Origin of the sequence: Halomonas sp. AOP43-D1-4 (assembly GCF_052446175.1) — a bacterium.
GTDB classification, from domain to species: domain Bacteria; phylum Pseudomonadota; class Gammaproteobacteria; order Pseudomonadales; family Halomonadaceae; genus Vreelandella; species Vreelandella citrativorans.
The window spans coordinates 86609-104043 of sequence record NZ_JBQSVY010000007.1; the positions used below are offsets into that span (position 1 = coordinate 86609).

Here is a 17435-nt window from a genome sequence, read left to right on the forward strand (position 1 = left end):
GCGCACCGCCTACGAGACAAACCTTACGTTAGCCGCTTTCCAGAGCACTCTGGCTGGCGGCTGAACCACGCCAAGGCAAGTGTCTTCCGCCATGACCATCACCAGCCGCTCGCGCTCCCATGGGGGAATTTGGGCCTCCTGAAGCAGCCTTTTAACGTCTCGGCGCCCTCGCTCGGCAAGCGCAATCACTTCTCCTCCCTGGCGCCAGCGCAACGTTAGCGGCGTATCGGACTCCAACGAGAGTTCCAGCGCACCTAACGGTGTTGCCTGCCCTGCCCTGCCATCCCAGGCACACTGCCAGGCCGGTAGCGGCTCCAGCGGCGCCATTAGATAAAGCCGCTGTTGCCACACCCGAGCCTCCGCTCCTGGCCACGTGACGTGCACACTCGCGTCCGGTGCGGCCGTTAATTGATCAAGCAGCGTCTCCAAACGACGCTGAGGCGGGGTCGGCAATAATCGCTGCTGGCACCAGGAGCGTATCAGCAATCGCTGGCGAGGCCGTGAGCGCGTGGCCAACGCGAGGGCATCAATACACTCCAGGTCGGCGCTGTTAGCATCTGTGCGAAGCGCCTCCAACTCCGCTTGGGCATACTCACTAAGCAGCGCATCCGCTTCCCCGGCATGCTTAGCGCTATGGGAAAACGCGCCAGCCATGTCGGGCCAGCGCGCTTTGAGAAGAGGCAACACGTCATGACGCAGGCGGTTACGATCAAGCGTGACATCGCTATTAGTGGGGTCTTCGCGCCATTCAAGGCCGATTTGGTAGGCTCGCCCCTCCAGGCAGCGCCGGGCAATCGAGAGCCAGGGCCGAACGAAGGTAAGGCCGTGTGCATGACGGCAGTGTGGCATTCCCGCTAACCCACGAATACCGCTTCCCCGCAGTGCCGCCAGCAGAAAGGTTTCCGCTTGATCATCCTGATGCTGGGCCAGCCAAACGGTGTCTCCCGTGGGAACATGCTCATGAAACGCAGCATAGCGCGCCTGACGCGCTGCCGCCTCAATACCGCCAGCGGCGGCGTCGACCGTAACGCGCACCACACTAAGCGGCACGCCAAGCTGCTTGCAAAGCGCTTGGCAGTGCTGTTCAAAGTCATCGGCGGCGGCCTGCAAGCCGTGATGAATATGGATGGCGCGCAGCGGGTGATTGGCCTGGCGGCAAACAGAAGCTGCCAGCGTCAGCAGCAATGCGGAATCAAGCCCTCCGGAGAGCGCGACCCAAATAGAGCGCCCCGGTGGGGTTTCCACCAGGGCGTCGTTTAACAGGCGTTCAAGCTGATTAGGCAGTTGGGGCGCCATAGCTCATTAAGCGCTTATAACGGCGCTCCAGCAGGGCATCGGTATCCAGTGCCTGAAGGCGCTCAAGGCCCTCGGTGATGGTCTCTTTCACACGCTCCGCCGTCGTCATCGGATGACGATGCGCACCGCCTAGCGGCTCTTTAATCAGCCCATCTACAAAGCCAAGCTCTTTTAAGCGCTCTGCGGTGATCCCCATTGCCTGGGCCGCATCAGAGGCTCTTTCGGCACTTTTCCAGAGAATAGACGCACAGCCTTCTGGCGAAATAACCGAGTAGGTGGAGTATTGAAGCATGTACAGCTCATCACATACGCCGATCGCCAATGCCCCACCGGAGCCGCCTTCGCCAACAACCGTTGATATAATCGGTGTTTTCAGGCGCGACATGACCGCCAGGTTGTAGGCAATCGCTTCACTCTGGCCACGCTCTTCCGCGTCAATGCCTGGGTAAGCACCGGGGGTATCGATAAAGGTTAAAATCGGCATTTTGAAGCGTTCGGCCATTTCCATCAGACGACACGCTTTACGATAACCTTCCGGGCGAGGCATACCGAAGTTACGGCGCACCTTCTCTTTAACATCGCGCCCTTTCTGGTGGCCGATCACCATTACCGGCTTATCATTCAAGCGCGCAACGCCGCCTACCAGGGCAGCGTCATCAGCGAAGTTACGGTCGCCATGTAGCTCGTCAAAGTCGCTAAACATATGCTCAAGATAGTCGAGCGTATAAGGGCGCTGAGGATGACGCGATAGCTGAGAGACCTGCCAGGGCGTCAAGTCCTTGAAGATCGATTCGGTCAGCTTACGACTTTTCTCCTCCAGCCGGGATATCTCATCGGAGAGATTAACGCTGTCGGAGCTAACCAAACGTAGCTCCTCAATTTTTGCCTGAAGCTCGGCAATGGGCTGTTCAAAATCGAGATAATTGGGATTCATCGGCTCTGCCTGTAAGCTGCCTATAAAAAGGCCTTGTCGAAACGAGTATCTAATAGACGTATTATCGCATCCTGACCCTGCCACGCAAGGCAGGGTCTGCTCAACGACACTACCCAACCGTCTTACGGTCAGGTTTTAGCGGTAACGTAGCTGAACCCCCGCCTGCCCTTCCACATCGCGCAACGCAAGCAGCAAGTCATCACTGGGCGCGACTTTCCATTCACCGGCAAGCTCCAGCCAGCCGACGGCTTGGGCATGGCGATACTGCAACCGCACCGGCAAACCGCCATTATCCCGGTAGGGCGCTAAGCTATCGCGCAGACTCTCGACCAAGCGGCCATTGATACGCTCGGCGTCCAGTGCAAGCTCAACGGCATCGCCATAGCGAATACGGGCAGTGACCATAGGCGTTACATCTTTTCCACGCAGTCTCAGCCCACCCGAGAAATCGTCACTGGAAACTTCGCCTTCAACAATCAATACCTGATCAGCCTCTATCTGACCACGTAACTGGTCGAATAGCTCACCAAACAACGATGCTTCAATACGCCCGGTGCGATCATCCAGGGTGATAAACGCCATGGTATCGCCACGTTTGGACTTCATGGTACGCATCGCAACCACCAGCCCGGCCACCCGCTGAGGTTCGCGGGAGGGTTTTAAATCGCTAATACGTGTTGATACAAAGCGTTTTAATTCACGCTCATATTCATCAATCGGATGCCCGGTAAGATAAAGCCCGAGGGTATCTTTTTCACCTGAAAGGCGCTCGCGGTCGGTCCATTCTCGCGCACCGAGGTACTCAGTGTAGACGTCGAGCGCTTCGTCTTCGGCATCAGCAAAAGCCTCGCCGAACATGTCCAGCATGCCCAGGCTCTGGTTGGTGTGGTTCTGGGCGGCGGCCTTCAGGGCATCTTCCATAGAAGCCGCCAGCACGGCCCGGTTAGGGCCAAGGTTATCCAGCGCCCCTGAGCGAATCAGCGCTTCCAGGGTGCGCTTGTTCATACGCTTAGGGTCAAGCCGACGGCAGAAATCGAACAGGTCGGTGAACGGCCCACCCGTCTGGCGCGCCTCGACAATTGCCCCGATGGGCCCCTCGCCCACCCCACGAATCGCCCCCAGGCCGTAAACCACGCGCCCTTCGGTATCCACGGTAAATTTGTAGCCGCCTACGTTAACGTCCGGCGGAGTAACGGTCAGCTTGAGGTTACGGCACTCCTCGATTAACGGCACTACCTTATCCAGGTTGTCCATCTCGGTGGACATAACCGCGGCCATAAATGGTCCTGGATAATGGGCCTTCAGCCATGCAGTCTGGTAAGACACCAGCGCGTAGGCGGCAGAGTGCGACTTGTTAAACCCGTAACCGGCGAACTTTTCCACCAGGTCGAAGATATTACCGGCAAGATCCTTATCGATCCCATTGGCCGCGCAGCCTTCCATAAAGCCTGAACGCTGCTTGGCCATCTCTTCGGGCTTTTTCTTACCCATCGCCCGGCGCAGCATATCGGCCTGGCCCAGCGAATAACCGGCCATTACCTGAGCGATCTGCATGACCTGCTCTTGGTAAAGGATAATACCGTAGGTAGGCGACAACACCGGTTTTAACAGCTCGTGCTGGTAATCCGGGTGTGGATAAGATACTTCGGCACGGCCGTGCTTACGGTTGATAAAGTCATCGACCATGCCTGACTGCAGCGGGCCGGGGCGGAACAGCGCCACCAGAGCGATCATGTCGTCCAGCGAATCCGGTAGCAGGCGCTTGATCAGCTCCTTCATGCCGCGAGATTCGAGCTGGAAAACGGCGGTAGTTTCAGCACGCTTGAGCATTTCAAACGTTTTGCCATCATCCAACGGAATCGCATCGATGTTCAGCGGTTCCTGGCCGTTCACGCCGCGAACCTTATCGACCATCTCAAGCGCCCAGTCGATAATGGTCAGCGTACGCAGTCCCAAAAAGTCGAACTTGACCAGCCCGGCGTCTTCGATATCGTTTTTATCGAACTGAACCACCAGCCCATTGCCGCTTTCATCGCACAGTAAGGGCGAGAAATCGGTCAGCTTGGTGGGCGCGATGACCACGCCACCCGCGTGCTTGCCGGTGCCACGGGTCGTGCCCTCAAGCTTGAGGGCCATTTCCCAGATCTCTTCAGCTTCTTCGTCGTTAGCAATGAACTCTTTAAGCGCAGCCTCCTGCTCAATCGCCTTGCCAAGCGTCATGCCCACTTCAAACGGGATCAACTTGGAGAGCTTGTCACCCAGTGAGTACGGTCGCCCCTGAGCGCGTGCCACATCGCGTACCACGGCTTTGGCCGCCATGGTGCCGAAGGTAACAATCTGCGATACCGCGTCACGCCCGTAGCGCTCGGCCACGTACTCGATCACCTTGTCGCGTTTTTCCATGCAGAAATCGACGTCAAAGTCGGGCATGGAAACACGCTCAGGGTTCAAAAAGCGCTCAAACAGCAGGTCGTAGCCGATGGGGTCAAGGTCGGTGATCTTTTGCGCGTAGGCAACCAGAGAGCCCGCACCGGAACCTCGCCCAGGCCCGACCGGTACGTTGTTATCCTTGGCCCACTGAATGAAGTCCATGACGATCAGAAAGTAGCCGGGGAAGCCCATCTGAATAATAACGTTGAGTTCAAACTCCAGCCGGTCGCGGTAACGCTGGTCAATTTCCTTGTATTCGTCGCTGTCGCGCGGGTAGCGCTCGACAGGAAACAGGAAGTTCAGGCGATCCGTCAGGCCGTCGTGGGAGACCTTGCGGAAAAACTCATCCAGGGTCATTCCCTCGGGGATTTCGAACTCAGGCAAAAATATCTCACCCAGACGTACATCCACGCTGCAGCGCTCGGCAATCATCACGCTGTTTTCCAGCGCCTCGGGGATATCCGAGAACAGTGCTGCCATCTCGTCCGGGCTTTTTAAATACTGCTCTTCAGTGTAGCGGCGTTCACGGCGCGGGTCGTCCAGCGCCTTGCCTTCACCAATGGCGACACGCGTTTCATGCGCCCAGAAATCCTCCCGCTCAAGAAAGCGTACGTCATTGGTAGCCACCACTGGCGTGCCGGTATCGATGGCAAGCTTGACGCTGGCATGCACGCACGCCTCTTCAAGCGGACGCCCGGTACGAATCAGCTCCAGATAGAAACGATCCGGAAAGGCAACCTGCCACTCTTCTAGCAGTTGGCGCGCTTCACGTTCATGGTCGGAAAGCAGATGGCGGCCAATTTCGCCCTCCCGCGCACCGGAAAGCGCAATCAGGCCTTCACTTTGTTCAAGCACCCAGCGCTTATCCAAAATGGCCCGCCCCTGACGCTGGCCGTGGGTCCAGCCCTTGGAGATCAGCTCGGTCAGGTTGCGATAGCCGACATCGTTCATCGCCAGCAGCGTTATACGGTAAGGATGTGACTCATCGTGGGGATTAAAGAGCCATAAGTCGCTGCCAATAATGGGCTTGAGTGCGGCCCCTTGAGCGGCCTTGTAAAACTTCACCAAGCCGAACAGATTTGTTTCGTCGGTTAGCGCCAATGCCGGCATACCGCGATCAAAGGTAGTGCTGACCAACGACTTAAGTTTTACCAAGCCGTCGACCAGGGAGTATTCACTGTGCAAACGTAGATGAACAAACGGTACCGTCATGACACTCTCGGTAGAATCTCGGTAAAAAGAAATGAAATAACGTTAATTTAACGTAGCGACAGCACTTAAATGAGGGCTAATTGGCGCTGAACGGGGGCGAAGCTTCGGCGGTGCTCTTCAAGCGGCCCGTGAGCGGATAGCGCCTCAAGATGCTCTTTCGTTGGGTAGCCTTTGTGACGTGCAAAGCCGTACTCAGGATAGCGCATATCCAGCGTAACCATCTGGGCATCGCGCGCGACCTTGGCAAGAATCGACGCCGCAGCAATGGCGGGATGGCGCGCATCGCCTTTGACTACGGCTTGCCCCGGCAAACTATGTCCCGGCAAACGGTTACCGTCCACCAGCAAGTACTCGGCCGCAGGGGCTAAACCATCAATCGCACGACGCATTGCCAAGTGCGTGGCGTGGTAAATATTGAACTGATCAACTTCGGCAGCGCTTGCCTCAGCGACTACAAAGGCTAACGCCTGTTCGCGTATCAGCACGTCTAACGCTTCACGCTTACGGGCGGTGAGCTTTTTAGAGTCAGTCAGACCGTCAATGGGGCGTGCTGGGTCCAGAATCACCGCCGCAGCCACGACGCTACCGATTAACGGCCCACGCCCAACCTCGTCGACCCCCGCCAAGCGCTCGCCCACATAGGCGATTTCAAGCGGCGGAAAATCGCCTGATTTAGCGGGCATTGTGCTGCTCCAGTGACTGGCCTAAGGCGATAGCGGTGATTGCCTCAGCGGCGCGTCGACTGGCGTTGCGCTGCAAGTCGGCGTGCATCGTTGCAAAGCGTGCCTCTAACGCCAAGCGTGCTTCGTGATTGCTAAGCAACTCATAAAGCTGGTCTGCGATAGCTTCCGGTGTCGCCGCGTCCTGAATAAGCTCAGGCACCACGCTTTGCTGCGCGATCAGATTGGGTAGCGATATCCACTGGGTTTTCACCATACGCTTGGCGAGCCAATGCGTGGCCGGCGCCATCTTGTACGCAACCAGCATCGCCCGGTGACACAGCATGGCTTCAAGCGCGGCGGTCCCGGAAGCCAAGAGCACCACATCACTGGCGACCATTGCCTCTCGCGCTTGGCCATTTAACAGCTGCACACGCTCGGCAAGCGTTGGATAGTGAGACAAGAGCGCCTGAATTTCATCATGACGCAGTGCTGAGGCAGCCGGAATCAAAACCCTTAGCGTGGCATGGCGCTGGCACAGCAGTTCAGCGGCGGCTAAAAACGTATGACCCAGGAAACGTATTTCGCTGCTGCGCGAGCCTGGCAACAAAGCAAGCACCGGCGCATCTTCATCAAGACCTAGTGCCTGTCGCGTTGCGATGCGGTCATTTTCAAGCGGCAGCTCATCGGCAAGCGGATGACCCACGAACACGACAGGAACACTGTGGTGCCGGTAAAAATCGGCCTCAAAGGGCAGCAGAGTGAGCATTCCATCAACGGATTTGGCAATGCCTTTCACACGCCCCTGTCGCCACGCCCAAACAGAAGGACTGACGTAGTGGGCCGTTTTGATTCCGGCATTACGTAGTTGCTTTTCCAGGCCGAGCGTAAAATCAGGCGCGTCGATACCCACCATGATATCCGGCTGCCAGGCGAGCGCTTCGCGACGCAGCGTGCGGCGCACACCTACCAGCTCAGGCAGGTGTTTGATGACCTCAACCAGCCCCATCACAGAAAGCGTTTCCAACGGAAAGCGGCTTTGCATCCCCTCAGCGATCATGCGAGGCCCGCCAATCCCACGAAACTCAACCTCTGGATGGCGCGACTTAAGCGCACGCATCAAACCAGCCCCAAGGATATCCCCCGAAAGCTCGCCAGCCACCAGATAAACACGCTGCAAGGTCATAAGCGAATGGACATGGTTAGCGCGTAATGCCGCGGGTCGAACGTTCGATAGAGTCAGCGAACTCCGTCACTTCCTCTATATCAAAGCGCGCACGCATCTCTTCAAGCGCTTGCTCGACGGTAAGCCCCTGGCGATAGACCAATTTATAAGCAACGCTCAGTGCATTAATCGCCTCACGGCTAAAGCCACGGCGTTTTAAGCCGACCAGGTTCAGACCACGCGCTTCTGCCGGGTTGCCGTTAATCATGACATAAGCAGGCGTGTCTTTAGTGATAATAGAGCCACCGCCCGCCATGGCATGTTCACCAAAGTGACAAAATTGGTGCACGGCAGACAGGCCACCCAGGATAGCGTAATCACCCAGCGTTACGTGCCCGGCGAGCGTTACCTGGTTGGCAAGGATACAGTCATTGCCGATGACACAGTCATGGCCCACGTGTACGTAGGCCATAAACAGATTGCGGGAACCAATCGTCGTTTCACCACGGTCTTGTACCGTACCACGGTGAAGCGTCACGCCTTCACGGATAACGTTATCGTCGCCCATGACCAGACGAGTAGGTTCACCAGCGTACTTTTTGTCCTGACAATCCTCACCTACCGAGGCGAACTGAAAAATACGCGTGCGCTTCCCCAACACAGTGGGTCCTTTGACCACTACGTGCGGGCCGATTATGGAGCCTTCGCCGATCGTGACGTTAGGCCCAATAACACTAAAAGGGCCAACCTCAACGTCATCTGCGAGCGTTGCCGTTGGGTCAACCAGTGCAGTAGGATGTATCAAGCAACCTTCCTCTCAGCACAAATAATTTCTGCTTCACAGGCAAGCTCTCCGTCAACCGTGGCGCGACACGCAAATTTCCAAATGCCTCGCTTGCCACGAATTACGTTAGCCTCCAGTTGAAGCTGGTCACCAGGCATAACCGGGCGCTTGAAACGTACATTGTCGCTACCCACCAGGTAGTACACGTAGCCATCCGCTGGCAGCTTGTTAACTGTTTTAAAGCCTAAAATACCGCAAACCTGGGCCAGTGCTTCGACTACCAGCACACCCGGCATAATCGGATGATGTGGAAAGTGGCCGTTGAAAAATGGCTCGTTAATACTAACGTTTTTGAACGCAACGATGGATTCGCCCACAGTTAATGCTGTCACTCGATCCACCAATAAAAACGGGTAGCGGTGGGGCAAGTATTCGCGAATTTCGTTAATATCCATAACCATCGTAACGACCTCAAAATGAAAAACGCCTGATAGGCATCAGGCAAATACCAGCACTTCGTCTGGTTAAAGGGCAAGGAATTATACCCTGCCGCCCTCTCGTCTCAAGCTACTTACTTAGTAAACAATATGGCTTTTAGGCGTCACGCGTCGTTTTTTCCAGCCGAGACAACCGCTTGGCTATATCATCCAACTGCTTAAACCGCACCGCATTTTTACGCCACTGCGAATTACTCATTGCCCCCGTACCTGACGAGTAGACGCCGGGAGTATGAATCGAATTGGTCACAAGGCTCATTCCGGTGACCTGAACGCCATCACAAATCGTTAGGTGGCCTGATAATCCAACCCCCCCACCCAACATGCAGTGCTTGCCTACTTTGGTGGACCCTGCAATACCGACACAGCCCGCCAAAGCGCTATGGGCACCAATAGTGACGTTATGAGCGATTTGTACCTGACTATCGATTTTAACGTCATCGCCAATCAGGGTATCGCCTAGCGCACCACGGTCAATGCTTGAGCAACTGCCAACTTCGACATTATCACCCAGCACAACGCCACCTAACTGGGCAATTTTGTGCCAACCTTCACCGTCGTGGGCAAACCCAAAACCGTCTCCACCAATCACACAACCACTTTGTAAAATGACCCGCTTGCCAATAATCACGCCATGACACACGGTCACATTGGCATGCAGCCGAGTATTTTCGCCGATAACGCTATCAGCCCCAACGACACTCCCAGCGCCCACCACAACGTGGTCACCCAGTGTTACACCCGCTTCTACTACGGCGTGGGCCTGGATCGAGACGCCTTCACCCAGCGTTACGCTGTCGGCAACGACCGCGGTGGGATGGATACCGGCCTTATCACGTGCAGGCAGTGGGTCAAATAGCTGAGAGAGTTTGGCATACCCTAGGTAGGGGTTTTCCATCTCAAGCTTTGGCACCGGGCAACTCTTGCCATGCTCAGGGTGAAGCAGCACGGCTGCCGCCTGAGTGGTGGCCAAATCCTTGAGGTAAGCGCGATTTGTTAAAAAGGCCACTTGATCAGATGTGGCCTCTTTAAGTGTTGCTAAACCACGAATGGGTAGCGCGGCATCACCTTCAAAGGTGACCCCTAAATGGCGAGCAATGTCCGCAAGTGTAAGATGGTGAGATGCGTGCGTCATGGGAGCCCAATAAAGCAATAGTGCAGCACAGCTACACCAACAGTCATTAAAAAATTAATTACATCGAATCAAATATTTGCGTAACTTCATCAGTCACATTAGGCAAATCAACCGAGGAATGAAGCACTCCTTGAGGTTCAACCAATACATCAATATTGTGACGGTTCAGCACTTGCTCCACCGCTTGCTCAAGCTTGAGTTCCGCACCTTCCAGAAACTGCTGCTCTGAACGCTGCTGAGCCTCCATAACATCACGACGTAACTGCTCAAAACGCGAACCTTTCTGCTGCAGCTCAGCGATCAGTGTTTCGCGCTGCGACTGAGACATCGTTTCGCCTTCGCGCTGCAAGCGTTCTTGCAACTGCTGTAACTCATTTCCCAGGCTTTGAGCTTCACTCTGCTGACTGCCAATCTGGTTTTCCAGCTGATTTAGCGAGGTTTGAGCCGACTGGGTATTCATCAGCGCAGCTCGCCAATCCAGCACGGCAACCTCTGCAGCTTCTGCTGCATGAACCGGTAAAACAATCGCACCAAATAAGCACACGGCCGCTGTCAGTTTACGCATCGAGTCACTTCCTTATCATCAAGCGGGGGCGCTACCAAGGGCGCGCCCCTTTAGCAAAGTTAGAATGTTTGTCCCAGCGAGAACTGGAAGAACTGTGTGTCATCACCGCTTTTGTCTTTAAGCGGCTCCGCGATGCTAAAGGTCAGCGGACCAACCGGTGTTAACCAGGAAAGGCCAACGCCCACACTATAGCGCAAATCGCCCAGGTCGACGCCAGAACTACACTGCTGACGACCCACATCAGCTTCTAATACCTTGTAGCAGGAGTTCAAGAACGTATTACCGGCATCCAGGAACAGCGAAGGCTGCACAGAACGCTGGTTTTCTACAAAGGGCATGGGGAAGATAACTTCAGCACTACCTTCCACCAACACATTACCGCCCATTGTGCGATCACGCCCCCCTTCAACTCCCGGCGTGGTAGGTTGCCCCAATGTATTGGATGTAAAGCCTCGTACCGATCCTAAACCACCTGCGTAAAAATTCTCATAGAAGGGAAAAGGATCGTTTGAATCAAACGTATTGGCATAGCCAAGGTTACCGCTAAACTTAAGCGCCCAACTCTCATCGTTATTGAGCGGATATAGCTGCTGAGCCCGAGCGCGCAGCTTATAGTACTCTGCATCGCCGCCCGGCACGCCGGTTTCAAGCGACAGGCGCTGATAGTTACCGGCTGTCGGCATCACGCCTCGGTTAAGGTTGTTACGCGTCCAGCTCGCCGTGAGTTTAAGGCTTTGAGCGCGCTCCCCTTCGTCATCCACATAGCGATGAATTTCTGACGCCGTATCGTTGTAGGTTTTAATTTTAAGTTCTTCAATACTCGCCCCGAAGTTGAGGCGAGACAGTTCACTTACCGGATAGCCGAAGTTGATACCCGCGCCGTACGCATCGGTCGAGTAGGTAGAGATATCCGAGTCGGCATAGTCCGTTTCACGGTAAAATATGTTGTAGCCGCGAGAAATACCGTCAAGTGTCCAGTAAGGATCCGTGAAGGCAAAGTTGACGCTGGTGAAGGTGTCGCTGCGCTGCGCGCCAACATTGACCCGGTTACCCGTACCCAAGAAGTTGTTTTGTGCCAGTCCAACCCCGTAGATTACCCCGGCACTTTGCGAAAAGCCCACGCTGGCAGACACCGAGCCTGAGGGCTGCTCTTCCACACTGTAGGTGACGTCCAACTGATCAGGCTGACCTGGTACCGGCTGGGTATCCACTTCTACCTGGCTAAAGAAGCCAAGCCGTTCAAGGCGCTGGCGCGACTGAGCAATTGAGTCGGTCGATGCGGGGGCGCCTTCCATTTGAATCATTTCCCGACGCAGCACTTCGTCCTGGGTGGTGGTATTACCATAAAACTCAATACGTCGAACATAAGTGCGCTGGCCAGGTTCAACCGCGATGACCAGGTCAACCGTTTCACCGTTATCCGCCATTTCAGGAATACCCTGAATATCGGCGAAAGCAAAACCTTCAGCGCCCAAACGCTGGCGTAGCGCTTCGGTCGATGCGTTCACCTGACCACGAGAGAAAATGTCTCCGCTATGGATCTCCATTAGTTGGCGTGCTTCGCTTTCGCTGATTTGCATATCACCCACAAAACGGACATCACCTACTCGATACTGGTTACCCTCATCAACATTAAGCGTAACAAATATTTCGGACTTTTCAGGTCCAATAGAGACTTGCGTGGAGGTAACATCAAAATTTACATAGCCACGATCAAGATAGAAGGTGCGAAGGCGCTCGATATCGCCCGATAACGCTTCACGCGAGTACTCATCACTTGAAAACCAGCCAAAGAAGCGCCCCGGCTTGTCGTTCAGCTCAAAAACATCGCGCAGCGTTTCATCGTCAAAATCTTCATTGCCAACAATATTAATCTGGCGAATCTTGGCAACCTCGCCTTCATTAATATTGATATTGACCTGTACACGCCCTTCATCAACCTGTTCAACCTCGGTCGTAATGCGAGCACTGTAGCGTCCCTGAGCCTGGTAAACACCTTCAAGCTCACGCTGAATCTCTTCAAGGGTCGAGAGTTGCAGCACTTGCCCTTCCGACAACCCTGATTGACGTAAGCCGTTACGCAGGTCCTCTTCTGAAATCTGCTTATTGCCAGTGAGGTTCAAGCGCGCGATGGTCGGTCGTTCAACTACCTGAATAACCAATACATCGCCTTCACGAGCTAGCGAAACATCTTCAAATAAACCAGTGGCAAACAAATCGCGTGCGGCTGACGCTAGCTGCTGCTCGCTAACCCGATCATTCGTACTGACAGGAAACGCATTAAAGACCGATGCAGCGGACACCCGCTGTAGTCCTTCCACTCGAATGTCCGAAACATCAAAGGATTGTGCCTGGGCGCCGCTAGCGCCTACCAGCAAGAGTGCTGCCATTCCAAGGGTCTTGATTTTCATGCTGTCAGTTCGCTCGCGTTGGTCTGCCTATCACGTTAGATAAGCACCATATACATTTGTGCAGGCAGATGACAAGGCATCCTGCGCGCTACACGCGTCATTACCAAAGGCGCATCAGATCAAAATACAGAGCCATCACCATCAGACCGCCAACCATGGCAAGCCCAATGCGTAATCCAATGGCTTGGGTTTGTTCAGAGACCGGCCGCCCACGTACGATTTCCAAAAAATAGTAAAGCAAGTGTCCACCATCGAGCACCGGAATAGGCAATAAATTAAGCACGCCAAGGCTGATGGACAAATAGGCTAAAAAGCCTACAAAGGCTTCCATTCCGGCACGGGCCGAATCACCCGAAATTTGCGCAATCGTAATAGGACCGGAAAGGTTGGAAGGTGAAATCAAACCTACCAACATTTTACGAATCGCATCAACGGTTAATAAAATCATATCACCGGTACGCGATAGCGCTTGTCCAACCGCTTCGATAGGCCCATAACGAATTTCGCGCTGTAGCGACTCAGGCCACGTTACCGACTCAACGCCTGCACCAATGTACCCAACCTCACCGCCACTCTCCAGCAGATTGCTACCCGGCGTTAGTGTTAGTGTGCCCTGCTCGCCATTTCGCTCATAGGCTACGCTAAGCGTTTCACCCGCACTACGGCGGATCATCGTGACAAACTGCATCCAATCTTCCACCGGCGTGCCGTCAATCGCAATAATATGATCGCCTGCTTGCAACCCCGCGTTGGCGGCAGCTTCGCCATCGACCACCAGGCCTAATACTGCTGGGAATTCTGGCTGCCAAGGCGTCATACCCAAGGATTGCAGTGGCTGGGGCGGGTCCTGGCGGGCCAAGTAGTTATCGACCTCCAGCGCGTAAGCTCGTTCACTGCTACTGCCCTCAGGCAACACATTGATGGTTAGCGAGCCACTAAAACCAATCATCGAGATAAGCTTTAGGTTGACCTCCTCCCAGGAGCGTACGGCATCATTTTGAATAGCGATAATTTCATCGCCGTGGGCAAGGCCTGCTTCAGCTGCCGGTGAATCAGGCAGCACATCTCCCACCATGGGAGCGACCACGGTCGTCCCGGATACAAAGAGCGCCCAGTAGGCAACAATAGCCAACAGGAAGTTTGCCAAAGGCCCAGCGGCAACAATGGCGATACGCTGCCATACCGTTTTGCGATTAAAGGCCTGGTCAAGCTGATCTTCCGGTACCGGCGCTTCACGCTCGTCCAACATTTTGACATAGCCGCCCAGCGGAATGGCCGCTATCGCGTACTCCGTCCCCTGGCGGTCGACGGTGGACCAGAGCGGTTTGCCAAAACCCACCGAAAAACGTAACACCTTGACGCCACAGCGGCGCGCCACCCAAAAGTGGCCAAACTCGTGAAAGGTGATCAACAAACCCAGCACGACGATGATCGCTAAAATGTTTTGTAACAGGCCCACAATAAACTCCCTGGCACCCTGCACATCAGCCGATGCTTAAGTGACCTACTTGCTTCTCAATATTCGGTACGGCAGTGTCTAGCCTGCTTGTAACATGACCCTTTGCGCTGCCTGCTGACGCGCCCAGTGGTCTGCAGCCAAGATATTTTCAATCGTATCGGCGCTGCCTGCATAGGGCTGCGATACAACCTCTTCAACCACGTTGGCTATTTCACCAAAGCTGAGCCTTTCCGCCAGGAACGCCTCAACAGCGACTTCATTGGCGGCATTGAGAATCGCCGGCGCGGCACCGCCCTTCTGTATGGCTTCACGGGCCAAGCGTAGGCAGGGAAAGCGCGCTTCATCCGGTGCTTCAAAATCCAGCTGCGCGATCTGGAACAGATCCAGGGCTTCTACACCGGCCTCAATACGCTCGGGCCATGCCAGTCCATAGGCAATGGGTATACGCATATCCGGGTTGCCCAGCTGGGCGATGACAGAGCCATCAATGTAAGCTGCCATGGAGTGAATCACACTCTGCGGATGCACTACCACCTGAATTTGCTCGGGCGTTGCATCAAACAGCCAGCACGCTTCAATTAATTCAAGGCCTTTGTTCATCATGGTGGCGCTATCAACCGAAATCTTGCGCCCCATCGACCAGTTAGGATGGGCGCAGGCCTGGTCGGGCGTCGCATTGGCAACCTTGTCCGCACTCCAGGTGCGAAAAGGCCCGCCAGACGCTGTTAGTAGCAGCTGTCGAACGCCGTGACGCTCAAGCCCGCCGCGATGTTTTACCGGCAGGCACTGATAGATAGCATTATGCTCAGAATCGATAGGCAACAGCGTGGCGCCAGAGCGCTCAACCGCCTGCATGAACAGCGCGCCGCTCATCACCAGCGCTTCTTTATTAGCAAGTAGTACACGCTTGCCCGCTTCTGCAGCGGCCAGCGCAGGCAGCAGCCCCGCTGCCCCAACGATGGCGGCCATAACGGCATCGACACACGCCTCACGGGCAACCTGGCAGAGTGCTTCACGACCCGCCAGCACGACGGTCGGTTGGTCAGCGTCATCAAGCGCTTGGCGAAGCCATTGCGCATCGTCACTATGATCGAGTACCGCGATACGGGGATGATGGGCCAGGCACTGTTCCAGAAGCACTTCCCTGGAGGTATGTGCCGTCAACGCATACACCCGATAACGCTCGGGATGACGGGCGATGACATCCAGGGTGCTCACCCCGATAGAACCGGTTGAGCCCAACACGGTAATCCACTGGCAGGACGATTGACTCATAAGACAGGCACCTGCCCTTGAAGAACGGGCAAATAGAGCAGCGCAAAGAGCGGAATCGCCGCCGTCAAGCTATCAATCCGGTCCAGCACGCCGCCATGGCCCGGTAGCAGCTGGCTTGAGTCCTTGATGTCTCGGTAGCGTTTGAGCATGCTTTCCAGCAGATCACCCAGCACTGAAATAAGCGTGACAATAACGGTGACTACCACCAAGCCAACAGCTACACCCGGGGTTAACGACTGCCAAAAGGCGAAGACAAGCGCCAGTAGCGTGGTGGCAACCAACCCGCCAATAACGCCTTCCCAGGACTTTCCGGGACTAACCCTTGGGGCGAGCTTGCGCTTACCAAAACGACGCCCGGCAAAATAGGCGCCGATATCCGCCGCCCACACCAGCAGTAATACAAATAACAGCCATACGCCGCCGCTATCGCGCAGAATATTAAAGCCGACCCAGCAGGGCAGCAGCACCCATAGCCCCATCGCCAAGCGGCGCGGTGTTGACTGCCACTGCTGCCCTTTCTCCGGATAATGGGTCACCCAGTAAAGATTAGCCAGCCAGCCAAGGGCGGCGCACCATAAAGGCCATACTGCAAACGCGGCACCGGTGAGCCACATCAGTAGCATCACCACCGCAAGCCCGGCGACCAACTGAACACGCTGACGCTGCCGGATAACGCCTGCCAGGTTCGTCCACTCCCAGGCCCCAAGCAACACCATCAAAGCGGTAAAAAGCGCAAACGCGCCACCTTGCAATCCAAACAAACCCACCAGCACCAAGGGCGCCAGCCAGGCTACGGTTATAATCCGCTGTCTAAGCACCTTGCGCCTCTATTTGTTCGTCGGTCATGCCAAAACGTCGACGCCGCTGACAAAAGTCGTACAGCGCGCTGTCCAGCGCATCGGCACCGAAATCGGGCCAGAGTAAGGGCGAGAAATGCAGTTCAGCATACGCTAACTGCCACAGCATAAAATTCGACAATCGCTGTTCGCCACTTGTTCGGATACACAGGTCAACAGGAGGCACATGGTCTGCTTCCATTGCCCTGTCAAAGCAGGCTTCATCGATATCGCCAGGCTGTAACTCACCGGCGGATACCTGCTCAGCCAAATGTCGCGCTGCACGTGCGATGTCCCACTGCCCGCCGTAATTGGCAGCGATCACCAGGTGCATGCCGGTATTATCCGCGGTCAGCGCTTCTGCACGCTGTATATACTTCTGAATGGCGTGAGAGAAGCCACGCCGCTCACCAATAATCGTTAGCCGAATATTGCGCTCATTAAGCTTTTTAACTTCGCGCTTGAGCGCCATCAAAAAGAGCTCCATCAACGCATTCACTTCAGCCGCTGGACGTTTCCAGTTCTCGCTTGAAAAGGCAAACAGGCTCAGCGTATTTACCTGGCGCTCGGCTGCGCGCTGAATGACCGCTCTGACGGCTTCGACGCCTGCACGATGACCACGTACGCCAGAGAGGCCGCGGGCCTTTGCCCAGCGATTATTGCCGTCCATTATGATCGCGACATGCGACGGCAGTGCTTCACCCAGGCACTTGGGTGGCGTGCTTGCGTCGTCCGGCGGTTCTTGAGGAAACTGCGGTGACGTCATGAGGTCTCGCA

General features: G+C 55.4%; 14 protein-coding genes. All 14 read right to left on the reverse strand.

The genetic code is table 11. The annotated features are described in order from the left end of the window. Positions 1 to 9: 9 nt before the first annotated feature. The 14 genes from tilS to uppS all read right to left on the reverse strand — a co-directional run bounded on the left by tilS (position 10) and on the right by uppS (position 17424). Positions 10 to 1296, reverse strand: coding sequence for a tRNA lysidine(34) synthetase TilS (gene tilS / locus ACT3RQ_RS09195; protein WP_444639748.1), 1287 nt, complete (start codon positions 1294 to 1296; stop codon positions 10 to 12). Next, positions 1277 to 2230, reverse strand: a complete 954-nt coding sequence (gene accA, locus ACT3RQ_RS09200) for an acetyl-CoA carboxylase carboxyl transferase subunit alpha (protein ID WP_444639746.1) — start codon at positions 2228 to 2230, stop codon at positions 1277 to 1279. The genes tilS and accA overlap by 20 nt, the downstream gene beginning before the upstream one ends. Positions 2231 to 2365: 135 nt before the next feature. After that, positions 2366 to 5872 carry a DNA polymerase III subunit alpha gene (gene dnaE, locus ACT3RQ_RS09205; RefSeq protein WP_172118487.1) on the reverse strand — a complete coding sequence of 1169 codons (3507 nt, stop codon included), beginning with the start codon at positions 5870 to 5872 and terminating at the stop codon, positions 2366 to 2368. A gap of 65 nt (positions 5873 to 5937) precedes the next feature. Further along, positions 5938 to 6555 (reverse strand): ribonuclease HII, encoded by a 618-nt coding sequence (rnhB, locus tag ACT3RQ_RS09210; protein WP_172118488.1) that lies wholly within the window; start codon positions 6553 to 6555, stop codon positions 5938 to 5940. Continuing rightward, positions 6545 to 7717, reverse strand: a complete 1173-nt coding sequence (lpxB, locus tag ACT3RQ_RS09215) for a lipid-A-disaccharide synthase (RefSeq protein WP_444639745.1) — start codon at positions 7715 to 7717, stop codon at positions 6545 to 6547. The genes rnhB and lpxB overlap by 11 nt, the downstream gene beginning before the upstream one ends. 16 nt (positions 7718 to 7733) lie before the next feature. Next, entirely contained in the window at positions 7734 to 8501 is a 768-nt protein-coding gene (gene lpxA / locus ACT3RQ_RS09220) for an acyl-ACP--UDP-N-acetylglucosamine O-acyltransferase (RefSeq protein ID WP_172118490.1), read from the reverse strand. Continuing rightward, entirely contained in the window at positions 8498 to 8941 is a 444-nt protein-coding gene (gene fabZ / locus ACT3RQ_RS09225) for a 3-hydroxyacyl-ACP dehydratase FabZ (protein ID WP_087109982.1), read from the reverse strand. The genes lpxA and fabZ overlap by 4 nt, the downstream gene beginning before the upstream one ends. Before the next feature lie 133 nt (positions 8942 to 9074). Further along, positions 9075 to 10112 carry a UDP-3-O-(3-hydroxymyristoyl)glucosamine N-acyltransferase gene (gene lpxD, locus ACT3RQ_RS09230; RefSeq protein WP_087109984.1) on the reverse strand — a complete coding sequence of 346 codons (1038 nt, stop codon included), beginning with the start codon at positions 10110 to 10112 and terminating at the stop codon, positions 9075 to 9077. Between the two features lie 58 nt (positions 10113 to 10170). Next, positions 10171 to 10677: an OmpH family outer membrane protein gene (locus ACT3RQ_RS09235; protein ID WP_087109986.1), complete on the reverse strand. Its 507-nt coding sequence runs from the start codon at positions 10675 to 10677 to the stop codon at positions 10171 to 10173. A gap of 59 nt (positions 10678 to 10736) precedes the next feature. After that, a complete protein-coding gene (gene bamA / locus ACT3RQ_RS09240) occupies positions 10737 to 13088 on the reverse strand; it encodes an outer membrane protein assembly factor BamA (protein ID WP_444639743.1) in 2352 nt (783 codons plus the stop codon). A gap of 100 nt (positions 13089 to 13188) precedes the next feature. Further along, positions 13189 to 14547 (reverse strand): RIP metalloprotease RseP, encoded by a 1359-nt coding sequence (gene rseP, locus ACT3RQ_RS09245; RefSeq protein ID WP_444639742.1) that lies wholly within the window; start codon positions 14545 to 14547, stop codon positions 13189 to 13191. A gap of 78 nt (positions 14548 to 14625) precedes the next feature. After that, positions 14626 to 15822, reverse strand: coding sequence for a 1-deoxy-D-xylulose-5-phosphate reductoisomerase (gene ispC, locus ACT3RQ_RS09250; RefSeq protein ID WP_172118493.1), 1197 nt, complete (start codon positions 15820 to 15822; stop codon positions 14626 to 14628). Then, positions 15819 to 16640 carry a phosphatidate cytidylyltransferase gene (locus tag ACT3RQ_RS09255; RefSeq protein WP_444621798.1) on the reverse strand — a complete coding sequence of 274 codons (822 nt, stop codon included), beginning with the start codon at positions 16638 to 16640 and terminating at the stop codon, positions 15819 to 15821. Before ACT3RQ_RS09255 ends, ispC begins: the two co-directional genes overlap by 4 nt. Then, positions 16633 to 17424, reverse strand: a complete 792-nt coding sequence (uppS, locus tag ACT3RQ_RS09260) for a polyprenyl diphosphate synthase (RefSeq protein WP_441677861.1) — start codon at positions 17422 to 17424, stop codon at positions 16633 to 16635. Before uppS ends, ACT3RQ_RS09255 begins: the two co-directional genes overlap by 8 nt. Positions 17425 to 17435 lie beyond the last annotated feature (11 nt).

Bases quoted from the DNA above. Each gene is read 5' to 3' on its own strand.
- tilS (WP_444639748.1), bottom strand. From the start codon at position 1,296: ATGGCGCCCCAACTGCCTAATCAGCTTGAACGCCTGTTAAACGACGCC.
- accA (WP_444639746.1), bottom strand. From the start codon at position 2,230: ATGAATCCCAATTATCTCGATTTTGAACAGCCCATTGCCGAGCTTCAG.
- dnaE (WP_172118487.1), bottom strand. From the start codon at position 5,872: ATGACGGTACCGTTTGTTCATCTACGTTTGCACAGTGAATACTCCCTG.
- rnhB (WP_172118488.1), bottom strand. From the start codon at position 6,555: ATGCCCGCTAAATCAGGCGATTTTCCGCCGCTTGAAATCGCCTATGTG.
- lpxB (WP_444639745.1), bottom strand. From the start codon at position 7,717: ATGACCTTGCAGCGTGTTTATCTGGTGGCTGGCGAGCTTTCGGGGGAT.
- fabZ (WP_087109982.1), bottom strand. From the start codon at position 8,941: ATGGTTATGGATATTAACGAAATTCGCGAATACTTGCCCCACCGCTAC.
- lpxD (WP_087109984.1), bottom strand. From the start codon at position 10,112: ATGACGCACGCATCTCACCATCTTACACTTGCGGACATTGCTCGCCAT.
- ACT3RQ_RS09235 (WP_087109986.1), bottom strand. From the start codon at position 10,677: ATGCGTAAACTGACAGCGGCCGTGTGCTTATTTGGTGCGATTGTTTTA.
- bamA (WP_444639743.1), bottom strand. From the start codon at position 13,088: ATGAAAATCAAGACCCTTGGAATGGCAGCACTCTTGCTGGTAGGCGCT.
- ispC (WP_172118493.1), bottom strand. From the start codon at position 15,822: ATGAGTCAATCGTCCTGCCAGTGGATTACCGTGTTGGGCTCAACCGGT.
- uppS (WP_441677861.1), bottom strand. From the start codon at position 17,424: ATGACGTCACCGCAGTTTCCTCAAGAACCGCCGGACGACGCAAGCACG.